Annotated in this window: 24 protein-coding genes; 10 read left to right on the top strand and 14 right to left on the bottom strand. The window is 62.5% G+C overall.

Going from position 1 to position 24055, the window contains the following annotated elements; translation table 11 throughout:
- Positions 1-91: 91 nt before the first annotated feature.
- Positions 92-802, bottom strand: coding sequence for an autoinducer binding domain-containing protein (locus HU738_RS19950; RefSeq protein WP_186601186.1), 711 nt, complete (start codon positions 800-802; stop codon positions 92-94).
- Positions 803-1010: 208 nt separating this feature from the next.
- On the opposite strand from HU738_RS19950, the gene HU738_RS19945 reads away from it, so the two are divergent.
- On the top strand, positions 1011-1787 hold the full coding sequence (locus tag HU738_RS19945) for a ferredoxin--NADP reductase (protein ID WP_186601187.1): 777 nt from the start codon (positions 1011-1013) through the stop codon (positions 1785-1787).
- Between the two features lie 32 nt (positions 1788-1819).
- Here HU738_RS19945 and mscL read toward each other — a convergent pair whose 3' ends face one another.
- Positions 1820-2239 carry a large-conductance mechanosensitive channel protein MscL gene (mscL, locus tag HU738_RS19940; protein ID WP_186601188.1) on the bottom strand — a complete coding sequence of 140 codons (420 nt, stop codon included), beginning with the start codon at positions 2237-2239 and terminating at the stop codon, positions 1820-1822.
- A 176-nt stretch (positions 2240-2415) separates the two neighbouring features.
- Here mscL and radA point away from each other — a divergent pair, with 176 nt between their 5' ends.
- Positions 2416-3783, top strand: coding sequence for a DNA repair protein RadA (gene radA / locus HU738_RS19935; RefSeq protein WP_060485566.1), 1368 nt, complete (start codon positions 2416-2418; stop codon positions 3781-3783).
- Between the two features lie 180 nt (positions 3784-3963).
- Here the strand turns inward: radA and HU738_RS19930 are convergent, their stop codons facing one another.
- The 3 genes from HU738_RS19930 to HU738_RS19920 form a co-directional block, all read right to left on the bottom strand.
- Positions 3964-5481: a nucleobase:cation symporter-2 family protein gene (locus HU738_RS19930; RefSeq protein ID WP_186601189.1), complete on the bottom strand. Its 1518-nt coding sequence runs from the start codon at positions 5479-5481 to the stop codon at positions 3964-3966.
- 260 nt (positions 5482-5741) lie between these two features.
- Positions 5742-6110, bottom strand: a complete 369-nt coding sequence (locus HU738_RS19925) for a PilZ domain-containing protein (RefSeq protein WP_176507693.1) — start codon at positions 6108-6110, stop codon at positions 5742-5744.
- A 74-nt stretch (positions 6111-6184) separates the two neighbouring features.
- Positions 6185-6946 (bottom strand): lytic polysaccharide monooxygenase, encoded by a 762-nt coding sequence (locus tag HU738_RS19920; RefSeq protein WP_186601190.1) that lies wholly within the window; start codon positions 6944-6946, stop codon positions 6185-6187.
- Positions 6947-7165: 219 nt separating this feature from the next.
- Between HU738_RS19920 and HU738_RS19915 the strand changes: the two genes are divergently transcribed.
- The 3 genes from HU738_RS19915 (at position 7166) to yjiA (ending at position 10499) form a co-directional block, all read left to right on the top strand.
- Positions 7166-9232, top strand: coding sequence for a carbon starvation CstA family protein (locus HU738_RS19915; protein ID WP_054887129.1), 2067 nt, complete (start codon positions 7166-7168; stop codon positions 9230-9232).
- Between the two features lie 13 nt (positions 9233-9245).
- Positions 9246-9443, top strand: a complete 198-nt coding sequence (locus HU738_RS19910) for a YbdD/YjiX family protein (protein ID WP_054887128.1) — start codon at positions 9246-9248, stop codon at positions 9441-9443.
- A gap of 78 nt (positions 9444-9521) precedes the next feature.
- A complete protein-coding gene (gene yjiA / locus HU738_RS19905; protein WP_186601191.1) occupies positions 9522-10499 on the top strand; it encodes a GTPase in 978 nt (325 codons plus the stop codon).
- Here the strand turns inward: yjiA and HU738_RS19900 are convergent.
- Positions 10459-11946: a methylenetetrahydrofolate reductase C-terminal domain-containing protein gene (locus tag HU738_RS19900; RefSeq protein ID WP_186601192.1), complete on the bottom strand. Its 1488-nt coding sequence runs from the start codon at positions 11944-11946 to the stop codon at positions 10459-10461. The genes yjiA and HU738_RS19900 overlap by 41 nt on opposite strands.
- Before the next feature lie 229 nt (positions 11947-12175).
- On the opposite strand from HU738_RS19900, the gene metE reads away from it, so the two are divergent.
- Positions 12176-14461, top strand: coding sequence for a 5-methyltetrahydropteroyltriglutamate--homocysteine S-methyltransferase (gene metE / locus HU738_RS19895; RefSeq protein WP_186601193.1), 2286 nt, complete (start codon positions 12176-12178; stop codon positions 14459-14461).
- A 70-nt stretch (positions 14462-14531) separates the two neighbouring features.
- Here the strand turns inward: metE and HU738_RS19890 are convergent, their stop codons facing one another.
- A complete protein-coding gene (locus HU738_RS19890; RefSeq protein WP_186601194.1) occupies positions 14532-15710 on the bottom strand; it encodes an acetyl-CoA C-acetyltransferase in 1179 nt (392 codons plus the stop codon).
- A gap of 389 nt (positions 15711-16099) precedes the next feature.
- Here HU738_RS19890 and fabV point away from each other — a divergent pair, with 389 nt between their 5' ends.
- Positions 16100-17311, top strand: a complete 1212-nt coding sequence (gene fabV, locus HU738_RS19885; RefSeq protein WP_176507704.1) for an enoyl-ACP reductase FabV — start codon at positions 16100-16102, stop codon at positions 17309-17311.
- Positions 17312-17389: 78 nt separating this feature from the next.
- The gene (locus HU738_RS19880; protein WP_186601195.1) at positions 17390-18298 is read left to right on the top strand and encodes an alpha/beta hydrolase family protein; all 909 of its coding nucleotides are present in this window, start codon (positions 17390-17392) and stop codon (positions 18296-18298) included.
- A 31-nt stretch (positions 18299-18329) separates the two neighbouring features.
- On the opposite strand, the gene HU738_RS19875 is transcribed toward HU738_RS19880, so the two are convergent.
- From HU738_RS19875 to HU738_RS19860, 4 genes are all read right to left on the bottom strand, one after another.
- Positions 18330-18671, bottom strand: a complete 342-nt coding sequence (locus tag HU738_RS19875; RefSeq protein WP_186601196.1) for a HopJ type III effector protein — start codon at positions 18669-18671, stop codon at positions 18330-18332.
- On the bottom strand, positions 18664-18960 hold the full coding sequence (locus tag HU738_RS19870; protein WP_176507707.1) for a DUF1244 domain-containing protein: 297 nt from the start codon (positions 18958-18960) through the stop codon (positions 18664-18666). Before HU738_RS19870 ends, HU738_RS19875 begins: the two co-directional genes overlap by 8 nt.
- 9 nt (positions 18961-18969) lie before the next feature.
- Entirely contained in the window at positions 18970-19662 is a 693-nt protein-coding gene (folM, locus tag HU738_RS19865; RefSeq protein WP_186601197.1) for a dihydromonapterin reductase, read from the bottom strand.
- A 76-nt stretch (positions 19663-19738) separates the two neighbouring features.
- Entirely contained in the window at positions 19739-20299 is a 561-nt protein-coding gene (locus tag HU738_RS19860) for a putative antibiotic biosynthesis monooxygenase (protein ID WP_186601198.1), read from the bottom strand.
- A 218-nt stretch (positions 20300-20517) separates the two neighbouring features.
- Between HU738_RS19860 and HU738_RS19855 the strand changes: the two genes are divergently transcribed.
- Positions 20518-21450, top strand: coding sequence for a MerR family transcriptional regulator (locus HU738_RS19855; RefSeq protein WP_176507728.1), 933 nt, complete (start codon positions 20518-20520; stop codon positions 21448-21450).
- Here HU738_RS19855 and HU738_RS19850 read toward each other — a convergent pair.
- Both HU738_RS19850 and HU738_RS19845 read right to left on the bottom strand, forming a co-directional pair.
- Complete coding sequence (locus HU738_RS19850) at positions 21435-22055, bottom strand: hypothetical protein (RefSeq protein ID WP_186601199.1); 621 nt, start codon at positions 22053-22055, stop codon at positions 21435-21437. The two genes, HU738_RS19855 and HU738_RS19850, sit on opposite strands and share 16 nt — an antisense overlap.
- A gap of 60 nt (positions 22056-22115) precedes the next feature.
- Positions 22116-22544, bottom strand: a complete 429-nt coding sequence (locus HU738_RS19845) for a PAS domain S-box protein (protein ID WP_186601200.1) — start codon at positions 22542-22544, stop codon at positions 22116-22118.
- 106 nt (positions 22545-22650) lie between these two features.
- Between HU738_RS19845 and HU738_RS19840 the strand changes: the two genes are divergently transcribed.
- Positions 22651-23106: a flavodoxin gene (locus HU738_RS19840; protein ID WP_054884719.1), complete on the top strand. Its 456-nt coding sequence runs from the start codon at positions 22651-22653 to the stop codon at positions 23104-23106.
- Here HU738_RS19840 and HU738_RS19835 read toward each other — a convergent pair.
- Positions 23088-23984 (bottom strand): LysR family transcriptional regulator, encoded by an 897-nt coding sequence (locus HU738_RS19835; RefSeq protein ID WP_176507711.1) that lies wholly within the window; start codon positions 23982-23984, stop codon positions 23088-23090. The two genes, HU738_RS19840 and HU738_RS19835, sit on opposite strands and share 19 nt — an antisense overlap.
- Positions 23985-24055 lie beyond the last annotated feature (71 nt).

Genomic DNA, 24055 nt, shown 5'->3' with positions numbered 1-24055 from the left:
CGTCTGGCTCGGGTACGGATCTGCCCACGGCGGTTCGCCACGAGCTTCGGTACGCGATTCTACAGGGCTTTGCACAAGGCCGCAGGCCTGGCTACTGATCGAACAGGCCGCGCATCATGGCGATGGCGATGGCACCGGCCTTGTTAGCGGCGTTGGTCTTGGTGATGACGCTGCGGATGTGAAAATTCACCGTACTCTGCGACAGCGACATGATGCAGGCCACGTCCGCTGCAGTCTTGCCGGCGGCCGACCATTTCAGCACTTCGATTTCGCGCTCGCTCATTTTCATGGGGGTGCTGAGCTGGGCCAGGTGATGCTCGCTGACGATAGCGTGCAACGTGTGGCACAGCCACTGCACCTTGCCGGCCTTGTCATACAATTCGGCGATGTCTATCGCTTTGCTCGGCCTGCACACGCTGACCTGGCTCTCGTTGTGTTGAAGGTCGTGCAGCGACTGCGTCCAGCCATGGCGCAGGCCATGTGCGCAGGCTTGTTCACGGTATTCGGGTGTTTCCTTGTACAGCTCATCGGTCCACAATACCGGCATGGTCGAGCTGTGGCTGCGGGTTGCCGCAGCGTCCTGCTTGTAGAATTCATCGCGCTGGTAGCGCTCGATCCACGCCTCGGGATAATTGCTGTAGAGATACTGCCTGGGCGATTGTGCAGCCAGCTGGATGCGAAGCTTCAATCCCAGAAACGCCATATCCAGGTCTTGCGCCAGGTGCACGGCAAGGTCGAACACCTTCTGTGGCGTGCTCTCGCTGATCAGTTGATGGAGATGCTCATGATTCCATTGAAGCATCTGTCTCACTCCCTCGGCGAACGCCGTTCCGTTTGCATGCCGGAATGATTGTAGGAAATGCCTGACCGTTATGTTGGGATTTTTTGTTATAGAAGCGGCATTTTTCATGTAACCGGCCACGATCTTCCGGCTGTGCCCTTACTTTCCGGCGGTTTTTATCCTGGCCGCTTTGCGCGACACTGGGTACACGCCTTTCACGGAGCCCGACATGACCGCCAGTGCCGACAAATTCACCCGCCAGACCCTGCTCGACGTCCAGCCACTGACGCCGAACCTGTTCAGCCTGCGGGTTACGCGCGACCCCGGGTTCCGCTTCCGCGCCGGCCAGTTTGCCCGGCTGGGCGTGGCCAAGGCCGATGGCAGCGTGGCCTGGCGTGCCTATTCGATGGTCAGTGCCCCCCATGACGAATACCTCGACTTCTTTTCAATCGTGGTACCGGGTGGCGAATTCACCAGCGAACTGAGCCGCCTGGGCCAGGGCGATACCTTGTTGATCGACCGTCAGGCGTTCGGCTTCCTTACCCTTGATCGCTTCGTCGGTGGGCGAGACCTGTGGCTGCTGGCGACCGGCACCGGCATCGCACCCTTCATGTCGATCCTGCAGGACTTTGAAGCCTGGGAGCGTTTCGACAACATCAAGCTGGTGTACTCGGTGCGCGAGGCAAGAGAGTTGGCCTATGTAGACGCCATCGCCGGGTTGGAGCAGCGTGACTACCTGGCCGAATACGCGGGCAAGCTGCAGTTCATTCCGGTGGTGACCCGTGAGCCGCATCCCGGGGCCTTGAATGCGCGCATCACTACGCTGATCGAGAGTGGCGAACTGGAAAAGGCGGCCGGGCTGGAACTGTCGCCCGAGCATTCGCGGATCATGCTGTGCGGCAACCCGGAAATGATTGACGAGACACGCAAGGTGCTCAAGGCGCGTGACCTGCAACTGAGCCTGAGCAAGCGGCCGGGGCAGGTGGCGGTGGAAAACTACTGGTAATGCAAAGGGGCCGCAATGCGGCCCCCGCTGTTTCACGGCAACCGGTTCTGGTTCTGTGCCTTGAGCAGGTCGCGAATCTCGGTCAGCAAGGTTTCCTGCGGCGTCGGCACCGGTGGTGCGGTCGGTGCCGCAGCTTCTTCACGCTTGAGCTTGTTGATCGCCTTCACGCCCATGAAGATGGCGAAGGCGACAATGATGAAGTCGATCACGGTCTGGATGAACTTGCCATAGGCCAGCACCACGGCCGGCACGTCACCTTCGGCAGCCTTCAGGGTGATGGCCAGGTCGCTGAAGTCGACACCGCCGATCAGCAACCCCAGTGGTGGCATGACCACATCCCCGACGAACGAGGAGACGATCTTGCCGAAGGCCGCGCCGATGATGATACCGACCGCCATGTCGACGACATTACCTTTGACCGCGAAGGCCTTGAACTCACTGAGCATGCCCATGTTTGATTCCTTGTAACAAATGGTGAGGTTAACGCAGTGTAAGCCACTTGAACGCTTCATGCGTTGGCTTCAGGGCTAGTGACTGCTCTTAGAACGAATAGTTTTGTCGCATCTCGACCGGTTCGAGACACGTCGGCCTCGGCTATCATGGCGATTTTTTCCAGGAGACCCTGCCCATGGCCAAGGCCAAGCGCTTGTATGGCTGCACCGAGTGCGGCGCGACCTTCCCCAAATGGGCCGGCCAATGCGCCGACTGCGGGGCCTGGAACACCCTGGTCGAAACCATGATCGAGAGCGGCGGCGCGGCGGCGCCCAGCGGCCGCGCGGGTTGGACCGGGCAGCAGGCGCAGATCAAGACCCTGGCCGAAGTCAGCGTCGAAGAAATCCCGCGCTTCACCACCAGCAGCACTGAACTCGACCGTGTGCTCGGCGGTGGCCTGGTCGATGGCTCGGTAGTACTGATCGGGGGGGATCCTGGGATTGGCAAGTCGACCATTCTCCTGCAGACCCTGTGCAACATCGCCGTGGGCCTGCCTGCGTTGTACGTCACCGGTGAAGAATCGCAGCAGCAGGTGGCCATGCGCTCGCGGCGCCTGGGCCTGCCCCAGGACCAGCTCAAGGTGATGACCGAGACCTGCATCGAAACCATCATCGCCACCGCCCGGGTGGAAAAACCCCGGGTCATGGTGATCGACTCGATCCAGACCATCTTCACCGAGCAGTTGCAGTCCGCCCCCGGCGGCGTGGCCCAGGTGCGCGAAAGCACGGCGTTGCTGGTGCGTTATGCCAAGCAGAGCGGTACGGCGATCTTCCTGGTGGGCCATGTCACCAAGGAAGGCTCGCTGGCCGGGCCGCGGGTGCTGGAACACATGGTCGATACCGTGCTGTATTTCGAGGGTGAGTCCGACGGCCGTCTGCGCCTGTTACGGGCCGTGAAGAACCGTTTCGGCGCGGTCAACGAACTGGGCGTGTTCGGCATGACCGACCGTGGCCTGAAAGAAGTGTCCAACCCATCGGCAATCTTCCTCAACCGTACCCAGGAAGAAGTGCCCGGCAGCGTGGTGATGGCTACCTGGGAAGGTACCCGGCCAATGCTGGTCGAGGTGCAGGCGCTGGTCGATGACAGCCACCTGGCCAACCCACGGCGGGTCACCCTGGGCCTGGATCAGAACCGCCTGGCCATGCTGCTGGCTGTACTGCATCGGCATGGGGGTATTCCCACCCACGACCAGGACGTGTTCCTCAACGTGGTCGGTGGGGTGAAAGTACTGGAAACGGCTTCCGACCTGGCGTTACTGGCAGCGGTGATGTCCAGCCTGCGCAACCGGCCGTTGGCCCATGGTCTGCTGGTATTCGGTGAAATCGGCTTGTCGGGTGAGGTGCGCCCTGTACCCAGTGGCCAGGAGCGCCTGAAAGAGGCGGCCAAGCATGGCTTCAAGCGTGCCATCGTGCCCAAGGGTAATGCGCCGAAGGAGCCGCCAGCGGGGTTGCAGGTGATTGCCGTGACCCGTCTGGAGCAGGCCCTGGATGCCTTGTTCGAGTAATTGTTGGCCTGTGCCGGCCCTTTCGCGGGTAAACCCGCTCCTACAAGCACTGCACAGGTTTCTGAATCTGCGTGTCCCCTGTGGGAGCGGGTTTACCCGCGACAGCGCTGGCACAAGCCAATGAAAAAGGGGAGCCGACGATGCGCATCGGCTCCCCCTGCCTCACCGCTCAGTCAGCAGTCAGTGTTCGGCAACTGCGCTGCGCCGGGGCGCCTGGTTACCGTGCTCGTCCAGTTCCATCACTGGCACTTCGTTGTCGTCGGCATCGAACAGCTTGCCATCCTTGAAGTAGTCACCATCGCGCAGGCATGAGATGTCCGAGTACTGGATGGTGCGCTCGTAGGCTGCAGCGAATACCGACTGGTTCTCCGAGTTGCCCGTCTGGAAGTGGTTGAACAGCAGGTTCAGCAGGATGGCCATGATTGCCGCCGAGCTGATGCCCGAGTGGAAGATGGTCTCGAACCAGTTCGGGAAGTTGTGGTAGAAGGTCGGCGCGGCGATCGGGATCATGCCGAAGCCCAGCGAGGCCGCGACGATGATCAGGTTGACGTTGTTCTTGTAGTTGACCTTCGACAGTGTGCGGATGCCGCTGGCGGCCACGGTGCCGAACAGCACGATGCCCGCGCCACCCAGCACCGGCGTCGGTACGGCGGCAATCACCCGGCCCATCACCGGCAGCAGGCCGAGCACCACCAGGATCACGCCACCGGTGGCCACCACGTAGCGGCTCTTGACCCCGGTCACGGCTACCAGGCCGACGTTCTGGGCAAACGCGCTTTGGGTGAACGAACCGAAGATCGGCGCCAGGATGCTCGACGCCATGTCGGCGCGCAGGCCGTTGCCCAGGCGCTTGGAGTCGACCTTGGTGTCGATGATTTCACCCACGGCGAGGATGTCGGCCGAGGTTTCCACCAGGGTCACCATGATCACGATGCACATCGACAGGATCGCGGCGATGTGGAACTCCGGCATGCCGAAGTGGAACGGGGTGGGGAAGGCGAACATCGGGCCTGCACTGACCTTGCTGAAGTCGGTCATGCCCAGCGCCCAGGCGATCAGCGTGCCAACCACCATGGCCAGCAGGATCGACAGCCGCGAAATGGTTGCGCTGCCGAGTTTGCTCAAAACCAGGACGATGGCGAAGGTCAGTGCCGCCAGGCTGATGTTGGCAACGCTGCCGAACTCCGGCGATGCACTGTTACCGCCCATCACCCAGCGCGCGGCAACCGGCATCAAGGTCAGGCCGATGGTGGTGATGACGATGCCGGTCACCAGCGGCGGGAAGAACTTGGTGATGCGCGAGAACACCGGGGTGATCAGGAAACCGATCACCGAAGCCGCCATGACCGCGCCGAGTACGCCCGGCAGGCCACCACCGCCCTCACTGCTGAGAATGGCGCCCATGGTCGCCACGCCGGCGAATGAAACGCCCTGCACCAATGGCAGCTGGCAACCGAAGAAGGGGATGCCCAGCGTTTGCAGCAGGGTCGCCAGGCCACCGGCAAACAGCGAAGCGGCGATCAGCATGCCGATCTCGGCACCGTTGAGGCCGGCTGCCTGACCCAGGATCAGGGGTACCGCGACGATCCCGCCGTACATGGTCAGCACATGCTGCAGACCATAAGCCAGGTTGGCACCCAGCCCGAGGTATTCGTCCTCGGGGCGCTGGGCGGGAGACGTGCTAGGGGACGTAGTCATGGAGCAGGCTCTCTGTTTATTGTTGTGCCGCTACTGTAGACATTTCCTACAAAGTATTGCTACACAAATTGTATACAATATTTTGATCGGAGCGCGAACAGCGGGCCTTGCAATGTGTGCAAAACCTCAATGCAGAAGGCGTACCAAGTTATTCAATGTGGTGCTAGAGAGGTGTGTACAAGGCACTGCTACCCAGGCAGAAAGCTGTCTGGGTAGACAAGAAACAGAAGATGGGAAGGCTGTTAGTCAGCTAACAGATTCTATTCTTCGATCAGTTCGCGCAGCTCACGCATCATTTCGGTGCCATCGGCGAGGTTCAATTCCACAAGACGGTGCAGATGGCTCATCGACTCGACGTCGATGTACAGGCAGACGAAGCCCAGACGGGTGGCTTCTTCGTGACGCAGTTCGACTTGCATCTGCACACGGACATTGCGATCGAGGTGGATGATGGCATCGAAATCCTGGGTCAGGTCGGCGTCCCAGGGGGAGGGGCATTCGACCAGCAGCCCCTTGAGCGACAGGTCCAGCAGCTTCACCGGCCAGCGGCGGTCGCCCTGGCGCAGTTCGGTGGGGGCGTCGAAGTCGATGCGCTGGAAACGGCGACGGTCGTCGGCAGAAGTGGTCATGGCAAGCCCCTCGTCAGTTGCACTGACTATAGACCAGCCACGGCTACTTCTGCCGGGGTGAGGGCGGCGGCAGGCTACTTGCTGGACACGATGTTCACATCGCTGCAGTTGTAGAAGCCTTCTCCTTCGGGGTCGATGCGCTGCCAGCGGCTGTAGATAAGATAGTCGCCGACGCGATCACCCAGATCGACGACCATTTGGTACTTACCACCCTCGACTGGGATATCCCCAAACTTGGCAATCGGTTCAGCTTCGAGATCGTCCCAGGCAAGGGCTTTCTTGGTACGATCAAAACCGGGCTTGGTGATGTAGATTTCCCAGAATCCGGGGCTGTGAGGGACTTGAGCGTAATAGACAAGCTCGACTTTATTATCGTTGTCTTTCACCAGCAGGTGCGCCGGCCATTGGGCAGGAACATCCAGCCCACTCTTGTCGTTGACCGTTTGGTGAGGTTTCAGTGCGGCAGGTTTTGCAACGGAGTTCCCTGCCGAGCATAGTTGTCCGTCTGGAATAGCTGCTTTCACGTTCTTGAAATCTTCGTAGCCCGGTTCTGGAATATTTTTCGATACTTCACTCCACTGCACGAACTGATATTCCGCCTGCGCCTTGTCATTGCCGAATTTCTTGTAGACATGCTGGTAGGCGGCCCGGCAACCCGGGTCTTTGATGCCTGAACCATCCTCTGGCCAATAGTAATCCTGCGCTTTGTAGCAGAAGAGCTGCCGAGCGACGGGTGTTTCCATTGCGCCGTGTCTTGGTTGAGGCCCAGCGGCATTTGCTTGCACTGCTGCGGCAGCGATCAAGCAAGCAAGGCTTGTTTGCAGAAGCATTCTCATGGCGACGTCCCTGATGGATTGAGGAGGCTAAAAAATGTCCTGCGTTGCAAATACCGACAACTGGCAAAAATACTAGTTGGATGTCAGGCAGGCTTCGCTCGCCGCTCTAGCGTGCCCGCTGGCGGCCTGCAGGTGATCGCAATTCGATATGGTAAACCTGCCAAGCAAGCCCTAGACTCAAGGGGCTGTCTATTCCAACCACTTAGCTGGAAGCATGCCATGAACAACAATAACAGCCTGCTACGCCACATCCCGTGGCTGGCGCTGGCGGTCATAGGGGCCTGCGCGCTGGGTGTCGTCGCCCTGCGTCGCGGCGAGGCGATCAATGCCTTGTGGATCGTGGTCGCCGCGGTGGCCATCTACCTGGTCGCCTACCGTTACTACAGCCTGTTCATCGCCACCAAGGTGATGCAACTCGACCCTCGCCGCGCCACCCCTGCGGTACTCAACAACGACGGTCTGGACTACGTTCCGACCAACAAACACATCCTCTTCGGTCACCACTTCGCCGCCATCGCTGGCGCCGGCCCGCTGGTCGGCCCGGTACTCGCCGCGCAGATGGGCTACCTGCCCGGCACGCTGTGGCTGATCGCCGGCGTGGTGCTGGCCGGTGCGGTGCAGGACTTCATGGTCCTGTTCCTCTCCACGCGCCGCAACGGCCGCTCGCTGGGCGACATGGTGCGCGAGGAGATGGGCCGCATCCCCGGCACCATCGCCCTGTTCGGCTGCTTCCTGATCATGATCATCATCCTCGCGGTGCTGGCGCTGATCGTGGTCAAGGCCCTGGCCGAGAGCCCATGGGGCATGTTCACGGTGATGGCGACCATCCCGATCGCGATGTTCATGGGCGTGTACATGCGCTACATCCGCCCGGGCCGTATCGGCGAGATCTCGGTGGTTGGCGTGGTGCTGCTGCTGGCGTCGATCTGGCTGGGGGGCCAGATTGCTGCCGATCCAGTCTGGGGCCCGGCGTTCACCTTCACTGGCGTGCAGATCACCTGGATGCTGGTTGGCTACGGCTTCGTTGCCGCTGTGCTGCCGGTATGGCTGGTACTGGCGCCGCGTGACTACCTGTCGACCTTCCTCAAGATCGGTACCATCATTGCCCTGGCCATCGGTATCCTGGTGACCATGCCCGAGCTGAAAATGCCGGCGCTGACCCAGTTCACCGACGGCACCGGCCCGGTGTGGAAGGGCACCCTGTTCCCGTTCCTGTTCATTACCATTGCCTGCGGCGCGGTGTCTGGCTTCCACGCGCTGATTTCCTCGGGGACCACGCCGAAGCTGCTGGACAACGAAGCCAACGCCCGTTACATCGGCTACGGCGGCATGCTGATGGAATCGTTCGTCGCCATCATGGCCATGGTTGCCGCCTCGGTGATCGAGCCGGGCGTGTACTTCGCCATGAACAGCCCGGCCGCCGTGGTTGGCGCCGACGCAGTTTCGGTGGCGCAAACGGTCAGCAGCTGGGGCTTCCTGATTACTCCTGAGCAGCTCGAAGCGGTAGCCCGCGACATCGGCGAGCACACCGTACTGGCCCGTGCCGGTGGTGCACCGACCCTGGCGGTGGGCATCGCGCAGATCCTGCACCAGGTGTTGCCGGGTGAAAACACCATGGCCTTCTGGTACCACTTCGCGATCCTGTTCGAGGCGCTGTTCATCCTTACCGCGGTGGACGCCGGTACCCGTGCCGGTCGCTTCATGCTGCAAGACCTGCTGGGCAGCTTCGTGCCGGCCCTCAAGCGCACCGAGTCGTGGACTGCCAACCTGATCGGCACCGCCGGCTGCGTGGCGCTGTGGGGTTACCTGCTGTACCAGGGGGTGATCGACCCACTGGGCGGCATCAACACCCTTTGGCCGCTGTTCGGTATTTCCAACCAGATGCTGGCCGGTATCGCCTTGATGCTTGGCACCGTGGTGCTGATCAAGATGAAGCGCGAACGCTATATCTGGGTCACTCTGGTGCCGGCTGCCTGGCTGCTGATCTGCACCACTGCGGCGGGCCTGATCAAGCTGTTCGACCCGAACCCGGCGGTCGGTTTCCTGGCCCTGGCCAAGAAGTACAGCACGGCGCTGGACGCTGGCCAGGTATTGGCTCCAGCCAAGAACATCGACCAGATGCAGCACGTGATCTTCAACGCCTACACCAACGCCGGCCTGACCATTCTGTTCCTGCTGGTGGTGTTCAGCGTGCTGTTCTTCGCCCTCAAGGTCGGCTACGCCGCCCTCGGCCGCAAAGAACGCACCGACAAGGAAACCCCGTTCCAGGCCCTGCCTGACGCTTGAGAGGACTGCAGTGATGTTCAACGACCTGGGTCGACTGGGTAAGTACCTGGGGCAGGCAGCCCGCCTGATGGTCGGCATGCCCGACTACGACAACTACGTCGAGCACATGCGCAACAAGCACCCGGACAAACCGGTGATGACCTACGAGGCGTTCTTCCGCGAGCGCCAGGAAGCCCGGTATGGTGGCAAGTCCGGGCCCAAGTGCTGTTGAACCTGCAACGCGCGTGAACCTGTGGGAGGCCGGGCAACCGGCCTCCCACAATCATTTTCAGCTTCAGGAGATTTTTGCGTGCAGACGCCAATTCCCGTAACTGTCCTCACCGGCTTCCTCGGTGCCGGCAAGACCACGCTGCTCAAGCACATGCTCAAGGCCGAACACGGCCTGAAGATCGCCGTGATCGAGAACGAGTTCAGCGAGGCCGGTATCGACAGCCAACTGCTGGGCGACGAGCCGGTACAGGTGATGACCCTGGCCAACGGCTGCGTGTGCTGCAGCATCCATGGCGACCTGACTCGTGCCCTGTACCTGCTGCTCGAACGCCTGGATGCCGGCGAGATCGCCTTCGACCGCCTGGTGATCGAATGCACCGGGCTGGCCGACCCGGCACCGGTGGCGCAGACCTTCTTCATCGATGAAGAATTGCGCGACCGCTACATCCTCGACGGCATCATCACCCTGGTCGATGCTGCCCATGCCGAGGTGCACCTGACTCAGACCATCGCCCAGGCCCAGGTCGGTTTTGCCGACCGCCTGCTGCTGAGCAAGACCGACCTGGTCGAGCCTGCTGCGGTGCAGGCCTTGCGTGAGCGCCTGGCGCGGATCAATGGCCGAGCGGTAATCCGAGTGGTCGAGCATGGCCGCATCGACCTCGCCGAGCTGCTCGATGTACGCGGCTTCAACCTGAACCCGGACCTGGGCGCCAACCTCCAGCCCAGCCTGCGCCCGGTGCTCAAACCGGCCACGCCGGACCGGATTTCCACCCTGGTGCTGCGCACCGAGACCGCACTGGACATCGACCGCCTCAGCGATTTCATGAACGAGCTGCTGGAAGAGCACGGCAAGCAGTTGTTGCGCTACAAGGGCGTGCTTCACATTGCCGGTGAAGACCGTCGACTGGTGTTCCAGGGTGTGCTCAAGCTCTACGGGTTCGACTGGGATGCCGAATGGGCAGCGGACGAGCGCCGCGAGAGCGTGATGGTGTTCATCGCCGATGAACTGCCCGAAGCTAAGATTCGGGCTGGGTTCGAGGCGCTGGCTGCGGGCTGAGCTGGCGCGGCGGCTGGGCCTCGAACCACTGCGGCCAGGAGCTGCGGTGGCGTGTCTCGACTTCGATGCACGGGATCAGTCGCTCAGTAAGCACGGCGGTTTGCCGCACGGCCTTGGCGGTGCGGTACTTGACGCTGTGGATGCACTCGCGGTCGCCAAATTCGCAGCGATTCAGCGTCGTGCCACCGCAAGGGCCGTTGGCCAGGCCCTTGGGGCAGGTTTCCGGGCAGGTGTAGAGGGTGTCCTCCAGGCGGCAGCGGCCGCAGGTGTCGCAGCCTGTCAGCGGGCGTTTGACCGCCCGTTCAAGCCCGTGCAGCACTCTTGCCCCACGCGGGCTTGCCCAGAGTGGCTGGCGTACGGCCCAACCGAATGCCTTGCTGAGCCAGTTGGCGCGGCTGAACAGCAGCGAATGGACGCCGTGCAGCAAGTGATAGCGGGCTCTCTCCTTGGCTGAGGCGATGACGACCGACTCGCCCTGGCGCCAATTGCCCTGTGGCGGATGGAACGCGACGATGGGCAGGCCCGGCATCTGCCAGCTGTCGGCCCAGGCCGGTGCCCAGTGTTCCAATGAATGGATCTCGGCCTGCCAGTGTTCCAGCCGCGCCTCGAGTGCCAACAACTGCTTGAGCTCGTGAATGCCCGACAGGTGCACGCCGGCATAGCCCATCAGCTTCACGCCGATGATCTGCAAGGCCAGGCGATCGACACTGCGCGCCAAGGCAAAGGCCTTGGACACCTTGCTTTCGGCTTCGAGCAGGTTGCGCATCGAGGCGGTGACGGTCACGCCCGCCACCTGTTCGAGCATGACCGCGCGGCCTTGGGTCAGGCTCATGAGGCAGGCAAGCATTGGTTTCGGCGCCGCCTGGCGCTGCATCCAGTGCATGGCTTCCTGGTGCTTGCTGGCATCGAAGCCCAGTTGCAAGGTGAGGAAGTCGGCGCCGGCGGCGAGCTTTTTCTCCGCCTTGAAGTACTGTGCGCCGCCTTCTTCCTCGTGGTACTTGAACGGGTTCAGTGCCGCCCCGAGCAGCCAGTTCGGGCAAGCCTGGCGTGCAATCAGCAAGGCCGCGACCGACTCCAGGTAACGCACTGGGCGTTCACCGGGTTGGTGCCCGGGCAGGCGGTCGCCCGTGAGTAACAGCAACTGATCGAGGCCAGCGGCGTCCATGCGCTGCAGCTGAGCCAACAGATGATGGCGCTCGCGGTCCTTGCCCGAAAAGTGCGGCAGGGCGGGGAGCGGGGTGTTGAACGAGGCGAGGGCGTCCAGCGGTGACATGTCCAGCGGGCTGCCCACGCGGTCGCCGATGGCGACGGTCATCGGCCAGCCACACAACTGCCCGCGGGCCATGATCGCCTCCATCGCGGCGAAGCGTTCCGCCGAGGGCTTGGGCACGAATTCCATTACGCAGACGAAGTGGTTTTCGCGCAGCGCGGCTTTAAGCAGGCTCATGGCTCAAGGGCACCTGGAGTGTTCAGGATGGCATTCTGCGCCAGGTTGTCGGTAGGGCTCATGTCTGAATGCGTAGGGCGCTGCTCTGAACGAGACATTCAAATTTGTCGCCATCATGAGTAATTCTTGAGTTCGTCTCAAATTTAATGAGTTTGTCTCAAGAAGCCGCTGACCGGAAAATGCCCTCATTCATTTCGGTACTCATTTTCGGAACTCTGAGGGACAAGACATGGCACTGGCACATAACCTGGGGTTTCCCCGCATCGGCCGCGACCGCGAGCTGAAAAAGGCCCAGGAAGCCTTCTGGAAGGGTGAGCTCGACGAAGCTGGCCTGCGTGCCGTCGGCCGTGAGCTGCGCGCTGCCCACTGGCAATTGCAGAAGGACGCCGGGATTGACGTACTGCCGGTTGGCGACTTTGCCTGGTACGACCAGGTACTGACCCATTCGCTGACCTTCGGCGTGATCCCCGAGCGCTTCCGCGGCCAGGATGGCGCCGCGCCGACCCTGCAGACCCTGTTCGCCATGGCCCGTGGCGTCAGCGACAGCTGCTGCGGCGCCCACGCCCAGGAAATGACCAAATGGTTCGACACCAACTATCACTACCTGGTCCCCGAGTTTGCCGCCGACCAGCAGTTCACCCTGAGCTGGGAGCAGTTGTTCGAGGAAGTCGAAGAAGCCAAGGCACTGGGCCATGTCGTCAAACCGGTGGTCATCGGCCCGCTGACCTACTTGTGGCTGGGCAAGACCAAAGGGGCCACATTCGACAAGCTCGAACTGCTCGACCGCCTGCTGCCACTGTATGACCAGGTCCTCAACCGCCTGGCTGGCCAAGGCGTGGAATGGGTGCAGATCGATGAGCCGATCCTGGCGCTGGATCTGCCACAAGACTGGAAAAATGCCTACGAGCGCGTCTACAACATCCTCCAGCGCGCACCGCTGAAGAAACTGGTTGCCACGTACTTCGGTGGCCTTGAAGACAACCTCGGCCTGGCGGCCAACCTGCCAGTCGATGGCCTGCACATCGACCTGGTGCGCGCCCCTGAGCAGTTCCCGACCATTCTTGATCGCCTGCCAGCCTACAAGGTGCTGTCGCTGGGCGTGGTCAACGGCCGCAATGTCTGGCGTTGCGACCTGGAAAAAGCACTGGACGTCCTGCGTCAGGCCCATGACCGCCTGGGTGAGCGACTTTGGCTAGCGCCTTCCTGTTCGCTGCTGCACAGCCCGGTAGACCTGGACCGTGAAGACCAGCTCGACACCGAGTTGAAGAGCTGGCTGGCGTTCGCCGTGCAGAAGTGCCAGGAAGTTGCGCTGCTGGCCAAGGCCATCAACCTGCCGCAGGCCCCTGATGTCGAAGCCGCCCTGCAGCAGAACCAAGCCATCGAAGCTGGCCGGGCAGCTTCGCCGCGTATTCACAAGTCGGCTGTGCAGGAGCGCCTGGCGGCCATCCAGCCTGCCGACAGCCAGCGCAAGTCAGCGTTCGACCAGCGTATTGCCAGGCAGCGCGCCGGCCTTGATCTGCCTGCATTCCCAACCACCACTATTGGCTCGTTCCCGCAGACCTCGGCCATTCGCCTGGCGCGCCAGGCCTTCAAGCAAGGCAAGCTGAGCGAAGCCGACTACATCGAGGCCATGCAGAGCGAGATTCGCCACGCGGTGCAGATCCAGGAGGACCTCGGCCTGGACGTGCTGGTGCACGGCGAGGCCGAGCGCAACGACATGGTCGAGTACTTTGCCGAACAGCTCGACGGCTACGCCTTCACCCGTTTCGGCTGGGTGCAGAGCTACGGTTCGCGGTGCGTGAAACCGGCCCTGATCTATGGTGACCTGAGCCGCCCGAAAGCCATGACCGTGGGCTGGATCCGCTATGCCCAGGGCCTGACCAGCAAAGTCATGAAGGGCATGCTGACTGGCCCGGTGACCATGCTGATGTGGTCGTTCCCGCGTGAGGACGTAAGCCGTGAGGTTCAGGCGCGCCAGCTGGCACTGGCGATTCGCGACGAAGTGGTCGACCTGGAAGCTGCCGGTATCAAGGTCGTGCAGATCGACGAAGCCGCCTTCCGCGAAGGCCTGCCACTGCGCCGCAGCGCCTGGCCGGCTTATCTCGAATGGGCGACCGAGGCCTTCCGCCTGTGCGCTTCGGGCGTACGAGACGAAACCCAGATCCACACGCACATGTGCTACAGCGAGTTCAACGACGTGATCGAGTCGATTGCCGCGATGGATGCCGATGTGATCACCATTGAGACCTCGCGTTCGGATATGGAACTGCTGGAGGCATTCGAGCGCTTCGACTATCCGAACGAGATTGGCCCAGGGGTCTATGACATCCACTCGCCACGTGTGCCGAGCCGGGAAGAGATGGTGAGGTTGCTACGCAAAGCGGCCCGTCGGATTCCCTCAGAGCGGTTGTGGGTAAACCCGGACTGCGGGTTGAAGACCCGTGGCTGGCCTGAGACCGAGGCGGCCCTGGTGAACATGGTGGCGGCTGCTCGCGAGTTACGCGCTACAGCCTGATGCCTGAGGGATCAGTTCCGGCCCTTTCGCGGGGCGGGCCCGCTAAAGGGCGGCCTGAATCAATCCTGAATCAGCGCTCGATCGCCAGTGCGACCCCTTGGCCACCACCAATGCACAAGGTGGCCAGCCCTTTCCTGGCATCGCGCTTGATCATTTCATGCAGCAGGGTCACCAGCACCCGGCAGCCGGACGCACCGATCGGATGCCCCAGGGCAATCGCCCCGCCGTTGACGTTGACCTTGCTCGCATCCCACTCCAGCGCCTTGCCCACCGCCAGTGCCTGCGCGGCAAACGCCTCGTTGGCTTCGATCAGGTCAAGGTCGGCCAGCTGCCAGCCTGCCTTGTCAAGGCAACGCTGGGTCGCCGACACCGGCCCGATGCCCATGATCGCTGGGTCCACGCCCGCGCTGGCATAACTGGCAATCTTCGCCAATACCGGCAGCCCCAGGGCCTGGGCCTTGCTGGCGCTCATCAGCAGCACTGCGGCGGCGCCGTCGTTGAGGCTGGAGGCGTTGCCGGCGGTGACGCTGCCGTCCTTCTTGAAGGCCGGGCGCAGCTTGGCCAGCGAATCGGCAGTGGTGTCCGGGCGGGGTTGTTCGTCACGGTCGAAGACTTTCGGCTCGCCCTTTTTCTGCGGCATCACGATCGGCGTGATTTCGTCCTTGAAGCGGCCTGCTTCGATCGCCGCCACGGCCTTGCGTTGCGACTCGGCGGCGAAGGCGTCCTGCTGCTCACGGCTCAGGCCATATTTCTCCACCAGGTTCTCGGCGGTGATGCCCATGTGGTAGTCGTTGAAGGCATCCCACAGACCGTCGCTGATCATGCTGTCGACCAGCTGGCCATGGCCCATGCGCTGGCCGGTGCGTGCCGATGGCATCACGTACGGGGCCAGGCTCATGTTTTCCTGGCCACCGGCAATCACCACTTCGGCGTCACCGCAACGGATTGCCTGTGCGGCCAGGTGCAGTGCCTTGAGGCCCGAGCCGCAGACCTTGTTCAGGGTCAGCGCCGGTACGCTGAAGGGCAGGCCGGCCTTGATCGCTGCCTGGCGCGCCGGGTTCTGCCCGGCACCGGCGGTAAGCACCTGGCCGAGGATTACCTCGTCGACCTGGGCGGGGTCCAGCCGAGTCTGCTCCAGCAGCTGCTTGATCACGGCAGCACCGAGGTCGACGGCCGGCACAGTGGCCAGGGCACCCTGGAAGCTGCCGATGGCGGTACGGGTTGCGGCGACGATGACCACGTCGTTCATGTTGTTGTTCTCCGGGCAATGGGCGTAGTGCTGCCAGCATCGGCCGGTTTGGTTGATTTGTTAAGTTTGTTTTTCTTTGTGATTGATGTGAAAAGCCAATTAATCAGGGCAGGGCTGCTCGAGCGGGCTGTGGGTGCAGACCAGTGCTGCTTGTGCCGGGCCCTTTTCGCGGCTAAAGCCGCTCCCACTGGGGCTGTGTACTGCTCAGGGTCTGTGCGGTCCTGTGGGGCTTTGGCCGCGAATGGGCCAGTACAGGCGATCCGTGGTTTTGCATCCCCCCGATCACCCCGTAATATGTGTCGGATAACCTGCGGGGGTAGTCTCACCCTCTGATCAATCGGAATCGCCCCAGCGGCGATTCCCCGGCATAAACTGACGAGGTACAGACATTGGCCATCATTCATCCTAAGGTTCGCGGTTTCATCTGCACCACGACTCACCCGAAGGGCTGCGAGCTCAACGTCCGTGACCAGATCGAAGCCACCCGCAAGCTGGGCGTGCGCGAGGATGGCCCGAAGAAGGTCCTGGTCATCGGCGCTTCCAGCGGCTACGGCCTGGCAGCCCGCATCACTGCGGCCTTCGGTTTCAAGGCCGACACCCTGGGCGTGTTCTTCGAAAAGCCAGGTACCGAGACCAAGGCTGGTACCGCCGGCTGGTACAACGCCGCCGCCTTCGACAAGTTCGCCAAGGCCGAGGGCCTGTACAGCAAGTCGATCAATGGCGACGCCTTCTCCGATGAAGCCCGTGCCAAGGTCATCGAGCTGATCAAGAACGAAATGGGTGGCAAGGTCGACCTGGTCATCTATTCGCTGGCTTCGCCCGTGCGCAAGCTGCCGCACACCGGCGAACTGGTGCGCTCGGCATTGAAGCCGATCGGCCAGCCGTACAAGTCGACCGCCATCGACACCAACAAGGACACCATCATCGAGGCCAGCATCGAGCCGGCCACCGAGCAGGAAATCGCCGACACCGTCACCGTCATGGGCGGCCAGGACTGGCAGCTGTGGATCGACGCCCTGGCCGGCGCTGAGGTGCTGGCCGAAGGCGCGCGTACCGTAGCCTTCAGCTACATCGGCACCGAAATCACCTGGCCGATCTACTGGCACGGTGCGCTGGGCCAGGCCAAGCAGGACCTGGACGAAACCGCACTGCGCCTGGACAAGAAGCTGGCCGCTGAAGTGAAGGGCGGGGCCAATGTAGCCGTGCTGAAGTCGGTGGTCACCCAGGCCAGCTCGGCCATCCCGGTGATGCCGCTGTACCTGTCGATGGTGTTCAAGATCATGCAGGAAAAGGGTGTGCACGAAGGCACCCAGGACCAGCTGGACCGCATGTTCCGCGATCGCATGTACCGCGCCGATGGCGCCCCGGCCGAGGTCGACGAGAAAGCCCGCCTGCGCCTGGACGACTGGGAACTGCGTGACGACGTGCAGGACGCCTGCAAGGCCATGTGGCCCCAGGTCACCACCGAGAACCTGTTCGAACTGACCGACTACGCCGGTTACAAGAAGCAGTTCCTCAACCTGTTCGGCTTCGAGCGCGCTGACGTCAACTACGACGAGGACGTGGCCACCGATGTGAAGTTCGACTGCATCGAGCTGTAAGTCGATGTAAAAGATGGGGGCCGATACAGGCCCCCATTTTTTTTGCTAGTTTTGGCGCACAACAACAGGAAGTGCGCCATGAGCAGCCTCACCCAACCCGCCACTGCCTTTCGCCAGGCCACAGCCGACGGCTACAGCCTCGGCGGCTTTTGCTGGCGCCACGCCCAGGCAGATGCCCAGCGCCCGCTGGTGATCATCAACGCCGCCACCTCGGTGCGCTGCCGCTATTACTCGCGTTTTGCCGACTACCTGTTCGCTCACGGCTGCGATGTGCTGACCTATGACTATCGCGGTATCGGCGAATCACGCCCGCACTCACTGCGCGGCTTCCAGGCTTCCTGGAGCGACTGGGGCAGGCTGGATTTCGAAGCCATGCTGGCGCACGCCGCCGAGCATTTCCCCGGTCAGCCAGTGGACGTGGTGGGCCACAGTTTCGGGGGGTGTGCGGTTGGCCTGGCACCGTCGGCCGGGCAGGTGCGACGGGTGGTGATGGTCGGCGCGCAGTTTGCCTACTGGCGCGACTATGCGGCCGACCAGCGCTGGCGGCTATTCGGCAAATGGCATGTGATGATGCCGTTGCTGACCCGTGCCTTCGGTTACTTTCCCGGCAAACGTCTGGGCTGGCTCGAAGATACCCCGGCCGGTGTCGTGCATGACTGGACCACGCGCACACCGCGTTATGAACAGCGCCCGAGCGGGCGCGGCCTGGCGATGCTGCCTTTCGCCCAGGTGCAGGCCGCAACCCTGGCCATCAGCCTGACGGACGATCCGTTCGGCACGGTGGCGGCGACCGAGCGTTTGCTAGGGTATCTGCCCCCTGCGCAGCGGCGGCATTTGCGTATCGCACCTGTGGATATCTCGGTCACCGAGATTGGCCATTTCGCGTTCTTCCATGACCGTTTTCGCGAAAGCCTTTGGCCGATAGCGTTGCAGTGGTTGCAGGAGGGCGGGCTGGCAGACGGAGTGCCGGGGACGGTCATTCGTTGAAATGCTGGGGCCGCAAACGGCCCCGGCAATCTCAAGCCTTGCGCGAAAGTGGCTGCGCGGAGAACTTCACGCCAGCCAGGCCATGCTTGATCAGCGCACGGATGTTGCCATGGTCACTGCCCTCAGGCGTGGCCAGCACGTCGCGGTAGTGCTCGCCGAAGGCCAGCAGCGCTTCCTGGTCGCTCAGGCCTTCCAGCAGGGCCAGGCCCAGGGTTTTGCACGAACCTTCGTTCTGCCCGGCAGCATTCTCCACGCCACCGTTGTTGAAGGCCTGGGGTTGGTAGTTGTAGTTGCCGGCGATGAACGCCAAGGTATCGGCGAAGACGTGTTGGCCGCTGGCCAGGCTGCTACGCAGGGTGTTCAGGTCAGTCACGAGGTTTTCCTTGTTCAAACGCCGCTTGCTGCTCGGCGCTGGCTTCTTTCTGGTATTGGGCTTTCCACTCGGCGTAGGGCATGCCGTACACCGCTTCACGGGCATCATCCAGGCTGATCTCGACCTGGCGCTCGTCAGCGGCGGCCTTGTACCACTTGGACAGGCAGTTGCGGCAGAAGCCGGAAAGGTTCATCAGGTCGATGTTCTGTACGTCGGTGCGTTTTTGCAGGTGTTCGACCAGGCGCCGGAACGCGGCGGCTTCGAGTTCGATCTGTTGTTGCTCAGTCATGTCAGTCTCTCAGATCATGCGGTTCTTCAGGTGACGGCCACCGTTGATGACCACTTGGCTGCCGGTGCTGTACTGGCTGGCGAGCAGGTATTTCACTGTCTCGATCAGTGGTCCGGCGCCGGGTTCGAATTCCAGCAGGGCCTTTTTCAGGGTCTGCTGGCGGTAGGCCTCGTCACCGCCTTCCTTGAGGATCAGCAGGCCCGGCAAGATACCGTTGACGTGCACCTTGGGCGCGTATTTTTCGGCAAACGACAACACCATGTTCTGCAGCGCGGCCTTGGTCGCGGCGTAGCCGATGTGGCCTTTGCTGCCGCGTGAGGAGGTTTCGTCGCAGATGTGGATGATATCGGCCTTGTCGACCTTGTTCAGCAACTCGCCGAGCGCCAGGTTGAGGTGGTAAGGCGCTTCGACGTGCAGGTGGAACATGGTCTCGAGGTTGTCGAGGCCATCGTCGAGCCACAGCGAGGCGTTGTGAATGATTGCACGCAGGCCGTCATAGTTGCGCTGCAGGTGGTCGATCAACGCTTCACGGTCGGCTCTGACGCAGAGGTCGGCCTGGAACTGCACGATGTTCGGGTGCGCGGACTGCGCCTGGAGGCTGCGGCTGGCACTGACCACCGTATGGCCGGCTTGAGCCAGCTCGAGGGCCAGGGCCAGCCCGACGCGCTGGCTGGCGCCGGTGACGAGAATAGGGCTGTTCATGTGCGGGCGGTCAACTTGTCTGTCCTGTCGTTGCCGCCCAGCATACCCGAACTGTCACCTCTTGTATGACCTCTCCTCAGCGGCTGCGCAGCGCCGGGCTGGCGGCTGGCGTGGCGTGCAGCCAGTTGGCCAGCAGGCGGGTGGACAACGGGATGAAGAAATAGACCATGACGGGCGTCAGCGCCAGCGTGCTGAGCATCACCCGGGGTACCAGCTCGAACGTAGCGAGCCAATGCCCGAACAGGGCATTGAACAGCAGCGAGACCGGGAAGAAGGCCAGCCAGATGGCCACGGCCTGCTTCCAGCGCGGTGGTTTCTGCACCCTATTGGTGCCAAACCAGTCGTCAATGCCGCTGACGCGCCTCTCTTTGGGGCGTTCGAACAGACCGTTGCCCCGGGCGAGCCAGGCCCGGCGCGAGGCGGAATGCTCCCAGGCGTGCAGGGTGGGCTCGTCGCTGAAGCGGAATATGATCTGGAATTCGTCGCTGTCGCGGGGCGGCGCGAGGATGCCCGAGCCGAGGTAGCCGGGGAAGTCGGTGGCCAGCTGCTCGCCTTCGTGCAGCCAGGCCAGCAGGTCCTGGTAGCGGCCATGGGCGGCGCGGCGCGACACCATCAGGGTGACGGGTGGGGTAGACATCGTGTATCTCCTGGCGACGGGGCTGGCGGGTAGCCGGCCCCTGACTGCGTGGCCCGGGGTGGTGGGCGACGCCAAACTTCATGCAAGAATCGGGCACGCGGTGGCATCGTGGTGACAGGCTGCCTTGGCGATTGATCGCAAACGGTTGCTGGCTTGCAGCACCTGATGTCGTAGTAGAATGGCCGTTCAACTTCCGCACACAGGTCACTCCCGTGCAGATGAACAAACAGGGACGTAGCTCGGCTATCGAGGCAGGCCTGCAACACCAGGACCTGTTCCCCATCCGTGAGGTTTCCCGCCTGACCGGCGTCAACGCCGTGACCCTGCGTGCCTGGGAGCGCCGCTATGGGCTGATCCAGCCGACACGCACCGACAGTGGTCACCGGCTCTATTCCCAGGCGGATATCGAACAGGTCCGGAGCATCCTGGGTTGGCTCGAACGAGGCGTGGCAGTCAGTAAGGTCGGCGGCATTCTCGCTCGCGGCCAGGCCGTCGCCCAGGCCGTGGTATCGCCTGACAGCAGGGCACAGTGGCAGGCTCAGATACGCCAGGCGGTGAATCGCTTCGACGCGTCAAGCCTGGATCTGCTGTTCGATCAGGTGTTCGCGGCAATCGCTCTGGACCAGGTGTTCAGCGAGGTGTTCTTGCCGGTCTGGCATGATCTTGCCGCGGGGCAGGGGGCGTTCGGCCAGGCCAGCGAGTGGCTGTTCCTCGACCAGTTCCTGCGTGGCCGGGTGTTCTCCCGTTTGCAGCTCTCCCGCCAGCGGCGTGCGCGCCATGTGCTGCTGGCTCCCCTTCCCGGGCTGTGTCACGAACTGGAACTGCTGGTAACCGGCTTGCTGCTGGGCTGCGAGGACATTGGCGTGAGCCTGCTCATGCCCGGCCAGGCGCTGGAAGAACTGCCGCTGGTCTGTGAGCGCTTGCGGCCGGATGCGCTGGTGCTGTTCGCCAACCACGCGCCGACCGTCGAATTGAGCAAGCGCCTGCGGCGTCTGGCAGCAGGCCTGGAATGCCCATTGCTGTTGGCCGGTGAGGCGTCCGAGAGTGCTCAGGACAGCCTGGCGGGCAGCCCGGTTGCATGCCTCGGTGCGGAAAGTGAGCTGATGCGGCGCCGCTTGCAACAGTATCTGGCAGGTCAGCTCGATACCTGATCGTGCAGTTCCGGATGGGCCTGGCGATGGGCCTGCAGGATGTACTCACGCAGTCGGTCGATTTCTTCAGCCGGGCTGCGGCTGAGGTCGTAGGCGGCCAGGTCCGGGCCGATGCGTCGGCGCAGCCTGCCATGCAGGCTGATCGGGCTGATGCCATCCGGGGCAAAATGCAAATCGAATCGCGAGGGGGCTTTGGCCGGGCCACGCACCTCGAGCAACGCACCCTTGAACGAAATGTCCCTGACCAGCAGGCCACTGGACTTGCCCTGGGCATCCAGCAGGGCGCTGGGCTGATCCATCGTCAGGCGCCAGGGGCGCAGCGTGGGGCCGTCGTCTTCGTAGATTTCCGGTGAGCCGATCTGCAAGTGAACGGCATGGAACTCGTCTTCCACCAGTTGCAGCGGGAAGCTGATCTGCTGGTTGTTGAACTGCGCCTGCAGGGTCACCTGCTCATTGGTCACCAAGCGGGCGAGCAGTGACTGGATGTGGCGGTCGCCATTGACCAGCAGGCTCGACATAGAGTCGGCCAGGTTCAATTGCGGGGAATGCTGCATGTCCTGGATGAAGTCCAGTTCGTCCTGGGTCAGGAGCGCTTCTGCTTGCATGATCGAACTCGATGATGACGATTTCTTCAACGGGAATTGACCGTGTTCACAGCGCTTGGTTCAGGCGCGTTCGTCGGCATTCCGACGAGCGTGCATTTCGGCCAGTTCGCGCTCGAGTTCGACTTGCCGGCTGACGTCCTTCTGGATACCGATGAAATAGGTGCGCTGGTCGCCAGCGTGCCTCACTGGGGTGATCGACAACTCGTTCCAGAATGCACTGCCATCCTTGCGGTAGTTGCGCAGTACTTCACGGCAGGGGCGGCCTTCGGCCAAGGCCTTGCGGATGCGTGCGCGGCCCAGTTGATCGCGATCATCGGCTTGCAGGAAGCGGCAATCCTGATAGAGGATTTCATCCCGGCTGTAGCCGGTCAGGCGTTCGAAAGCCGCATTCACGTAGATCAGGATGGTGTCGTCGCCTTCCTGTTCGGCGACCACGATCCCGTCGTTGGATGCGTCGACCATCGATTGCAGCAGCAGCGCGTTGATCATGTCCGGACCATTGGGGCAATGAAGGGGACTGGGGTAGAGGCGGCCTTTTGCCAGCGCCGAATGCTAGTATCCTACGTTTTAACTCAGTTTCGGAATCCTCTTCCTGATGAAAGTCGCCATTATTTCCGGTTCGGTGTACGGCACCGCCGAAGAAGTCGCCCGCCATGCCGAGTCGTTGCTCAAGGCTGCTGGCCTTGACGCCTGGCATGCTGCCCGTGCTACCCAGCAGGATCTTGAAGGCTTTGGCCCTCAGGCGTTGCTCGCGGTGACTTCGACCACCGGCATGGGAGAACTGCCAGATAACCTGATGCCGCTGTTCAGCAGCATTCGCGACACTCTGCCTGCGGCCTGGCGTGGGCTGCCGGGCGCGGTGATTGCGCTGGGCGATTCGAGCTATGGCGATACCTATTGCGGCGGTGGCGAGCAGATGCGTGAGCTGTTCGCCGAACTGGGGGTACGGGAAGTGCTGCCGATGCTGAAGCTCGATGCCAGCGAGACCGTGACCCCAGAGACTGATGCCGAGCCTTGGCTGGCAGCGCTTGTTCAAGCGCTGAAAGCCTGAGGCGTTTCCTCCCGCAGCAATGTGAGCCAGGCCTGTGCTGCACGCGACAGGTAGGCGCCACGCCGCCAGATGAAGGCGATATCCCAGCGTAGATCGGTCGGCGCCTCGAGCGGCAAGCGCACCACCCCGGGGCGCTCCAGCGCTTTTGCCACCACACGGGGCAGCAGCACCACGCCCTGGCCGGCCGCGACCAGCGCCACGAGGAAATCCGCCTGGCCGCTGCGGCCACCTTCCTTCGGGGTGAAGCCTTGCTGCTGACAAGCCTTGAGCAAGCGGTCGTTGAGCACGAAGCTGCGTTGGTACAGCAGAAACGGCGTATCCGCCAACTGCTTCAAGCTCAGCGAGCCCAGCCCGGCAAGCCCATGCCCGGCCGGCAGCAGGGCATCCAACGGTTCATTGCAGAACGGCTGGTATTCGAACGCCGGGTCGCTCGGGGTGAGGCTGCCGCCCAGCTCCAGCTCGCCACTCTTGACGGCCTGTTCGACGCTACGGCTGCCGCCCTCAAGTAGCTGGATGGCGATGTTCGGATGGCGCCTGCGGTATTCGGCGAACAACCCGGCGAACAAGGTATCGCTGCCCAGCATCGGCAAGCCCAGGCGCAACTCGCCGCGCGCCATGTGGCTGAGGTCGTCCAGTTCACTGAGCAGCTCCTGACGCTGGCGCAGCAGCGCTTCGCCGCGCTCTAGCACGATGCGCCCGGCTGCCGTCAGATGCAACTGCGAGGCTTGGCGCTCAAGTAGCGGCTGGCCCACATCTTGCTCCAGCTGGGCGACTTGCTTGCTCACGGCTGACTGACTGATGTGCAGGGTCTGCGCGGCCTGGGTAAAACCGCCGCGATGGATGACTTCGATGAAGCTGCGTAGCTGTTTGAATTCCATGGTTGCGATTCCGTTGTGGAATGGCTGCCAGTCTAACAATTCGCTTTTGGCCTAGGCAGACGAATCTTAAA

It is taken from the genome of Pseudomonas vlassakiae (genome assembly GCF_014269035.2).
In the GTDB taxonomy this organism is placed as follows: Bacteria; Pseudomonadota; Gammaproteobacteria; order Pseudomonadales; family Pseudomonadaceae; genus Aquipseudomonas; species Aquipseudomonas vlassakiae.
The sequence above is the reverse complement of the archived record's forward strand: the minus strand, read 5'-3'. Positions and strand labels throughout refer to the sequence as shown.